The 3,678-nt window shown below is 40.8% G+C and carries 3 protein-coding genes; all 3 read right to left on the bottom strand.

Annotation, left to right across the window (positions count from 1 at the left end):
• Positions 1–536, bottom strand: a 536-nt coding sequence (locus HMPREF9007_RS17920) for a metallophosphoesterase N-terminal domain-containing protein (RefSeq protein ID WP_008760719.1), incomplete at its 3' end; no start/stop codon positions are given.
• 135 nt (positions 537–671) lie between these two features.
• Positions 672–2,075 carry an alpha amylase family protein gene (locus tag HMPREF9007_RS17925; protein ID WP_165000510.1) on the bottom strand — a complete coding sequence of 468 codons (1,404 nt, stop codon included), beginning with the start codon at positions 2,073–2,075 and terminating at the stop codon, positions 672–674.
• A 46-nt stretch (positions 2,076–2,121) separates the two neighbouring features.
• The coding region (locus tag HMPREF9007_RS17930; protein WP_008760717.1) for a DUF5018 domain-containing protein at positions 2,122–3,678 on the bottom strand (1,557 nt) is incomplete at its 5' end.

The raw sequence follows: 3,678 nt of genomic DNA, 5'->3' as shown, positions 1-3,678 counted from the left end.
AAAGTAGATACGGTATTAATGTAAGATGGATACAAAGAGGGGGTATCACCCACGATGTCTCCACAATCAATACCGAATATGTCTCTTTTTCCCGAATAAGGCTGTACATATTCTTTTATATCCTGCAGGAATCTGCCATAGGCTTTCACATCGTCTTCGGAAGTGACTTGCACATCAGCCTGCACCAGAAACAGATGATTCGCATCATTCTGAGGATTTTTCATCAACTCAAAATTATATCCGTCTTGTTTATCCATCTCTATTTGTTGATGGAATAAGGGAATGGTCTTTTCTGTTTTCGGCTGATAACCGGAAGGCACGGACAAGTAAACAAACCGGGCATCCCTTTGAGGAGCAAGCACATATTCGCCCGACTTATTAGTCAGAACACAGTCAATTCCGTCCGTTACAACTACTCCTTGAAGTCCTTTCCCATGACAGGTTACCTTTCCACGAATAGTACCGGATAAATTTTGAGCCTGCAAGTTCAAACTCAAACTCATCAAAATGACAAGTTGTAATAAATATATTTTCATAGTTATCTATTGTTCTTTATACAAATAAGGCAATTCATTAACATTAAGTCTGAACCTTGCGGCTCAGACTTAGTGCTATGAATAGAAAGGAGAATACTTGTATTGAGTATATTCTCAGATTGAATTATCAACTTCCTATTTTTGAACGGACTCCAGATAGTTATCAAATCCTGTCTTGAAAGCGTTCCAATAGTCGTACATCTTGATATGACAGAGGTCGAATGCGAAGAAGCCGTCGCTATTGTTTATACATGCGTCGATGGCATCAGGTATTTTAGCGGCTTGTCCACCGTTAGTCCATCCGGTACCATTGCCTATGTCCGGACCTCCGGAGAAGGGAACGTCACCTTTCAGCAACTCGCGACCGTTTTTGCAAAATCCCTCCATTGTCCATTCGCCGCTACCATAAATCTTATCGACAGATGCATAAGCACCTAAGAATATATAATCCAGATGATCGGCATAACCATAGTTCTTATAATCTGCTGTTGCCCATTTAGGATAGTAGGCTGAGGTGTCATATTTAGGACTTGCCCAATTTACTCCCGAAGTATAATAACTGGAATACCATGCGCCTACATACACTCCAAAATTGATTTCTGAATTTACGGATTTTACTTTCTCACGTGCCTTGACGATAAAGTCGTGAATCACTTTTACACGAAATTCCAACCATTTCTTGAAATAGGCAGGCTGATCTGAAGGTATCTCATCTGTGCCTGGTGCCATAATGTCTTCCGGAAAATGAGCAACTGTTTCCCCAATGTACTCTTCAAACTTCTGTTTAGAAACAGCCGAGAAATCACTTTCCAAGCCATAATCGTCATAACGGCAACGGTCCAGAATTATTCCATCCAAGTCATATTTAGCCAGGTCACCCAGTAACTGCAAAACGAAGTTCTGCACATCATCGTTAGCCGGATTCAAAAATTTAGCTCCATAATCGGTCTCGTCATTCAACAAATCCATCGTATTTGTCAGACCGTCAGCGAGATTAGCCACACTTGCCCATTCCTTCTTCGAGTCATCACGGAACAGTATTCCATCTGATCCGAGGTTATAGGGACATAAGTAACCACCGACGAAAGTATTGACTGACGCATGTACTTTCAGCCCCTGACTTCTGGCTGCATCTATAAATGCCTGTAAGTAATCCCAGGTTTCAGTACGTTCATAATATACATAACCCGAACTTCCCCACACATCCATTCGCTTCACTTGATCTACTGCAGTAGTGTTGAACAAAACATCTCCTGTAGTGGGACGCACGTCAACAATGATATCAGTAAACCCTGCGTTTTTTACTTTCACCATATCTGTGGCGATATTTTCCTTATTATTCGCATAATCCGGAAAATTAGCTGCCGCATCAATCCAGACATAGCGTGGCTTAACTTCTGTAACGTCCGGATTTTCCGGTTCTTCTGTTGAATTATCATTCCAGGGCCATCCGGGGATTCCATCAGAATCATCACTACATGAAGTGATAGTAACCATTCCGCAAAACGTCAATAATAATATTTTAAAAAGATTTCTCATATTATACATGTTTATTAATGTCAGTAACTCTTTTGAAACACATTAATTATTTGTCGATACAATCAAATTCATACCCTCCGATAATCTTACAGTTGTTGTCAACATAGTAAAGACGAAGTTTATATCCATCTGTAGTTGGAGCAAGCAGTACATCACCTGTTGCCGCTACACCATCTGCAGAACCGAACGAAGAAAGTGAAGGATTGAATGTCAAAGCATCTGAAGTAGATACCGTACCAGTGAACGATCCGTCCGAAGTTACATCGTACATATATAAATACGGAGTGCCGCCCCATTGCGGGAAGTGAGCCGTAGATACCAATACAAGATACTGTGCATTATTGAACGTTCTTGCATCCAGACAATTATTATTCATTGCCCAGGAATTGCCATTGTCCGAATTGGATAAAGACTTGGACGCATTATTACTTGTTCCATTCACCCAATAAAGTACGTTAGGATCATAATAGGATAAGAAATAATCACTTTGTGCAGTAGTTCCTTTGGTGACAACCTTCGTGTTTGACACAGGAGATCCCCAATAGCCAACACCATTTACCGATACTACTTCAGGACTTCCCAATACACCGTTTGTTATAATCCAGCGAACAAACGTATTAGAACCGGACGAGGCTGTTCCGTCACACGTAGCAATAATAGCGGCATTTGTATTGATATCGCCCTGTACAGATACTTTTGTACCCATATCCAGACTTGTATTGTTGGTATAAGATGTCAATAAAGTTGGAGCGGTGGTTACAGAAGAAGTCTTATAGATAGAGAAGGATTTACCATTAGCTGCTTTTGTTGCCAATAATATGTTTCCTTTACTATCACTTGTCACACAACCTAAAGATGCAACACCTACACTTCCCAAAGTCATATTGCCAATCTTACTTCCTGTAGAGGCATTATAATAGGTAGGAGCAGTAGAACCGTCCCCTAAGCAAACAACTAAATTATTGCCATTAACGGCCAGTGAAGGTGAGTTGGCTGAAGTCCAGGGCAAACCTATAACTCCCATATCCAATTTAAACAATTCTGTCTCACTGCCTTTTCTATATCCATAAGGGATCTTATCCGGCACTGCCTTCTGAACTGTGTACGTCTGCTTCGTCACTCCGTCGTGAGCGATGACCGTCAGTTCTACAGGTGAATTGAAGTCAAGCGCCTCTGTCTTAGGATCCGGCGACATTGTCGCATGAGAGGAAAGTGAATATTCTGCCAGACAGGAAGATAAATCTTCTGCAGAAATCAGAGATACCGTCTTATGCTCTTCATCAATAATTCCACTAATATCTTCGGTCGGTATTGAGAAACTTAATAACTGACATTTATTGGATTTCACTCTTTCACCCGTAATGCAGATTTGTTTCTTATATCCCTGCGCATCTGTATAAGTGAAGTAATTTTCTTTAGTCAAATCCAATATCGTCAGAACAGGGTCAATAGTACAGTTAGGAGCTAACTTTGCCTGGACCCTCATTGTCTTCATATATTCCGCCGTTTCATTTTCACTGTCTTCCGGATAAAACCATGGTATAGGAATCACATATTTATCTACAGACGCATCCGCAATTGTGTAGACAACAGCTTCTTTGTC

Origin of the sequence: Bacteroides sp. 1_1_14, from assembly GCF_000162515.1 — a bacterium.
Lineage (GTDB): Bacteria > Bacteroidota > Bacteroidia > Bacteroidales > Bacteroidaceae > Bacteroides > Bacteroides thetaiotaomicron.
This window is presented reverse-complemented; position numbering and strand designations above follow the sequence as displayed.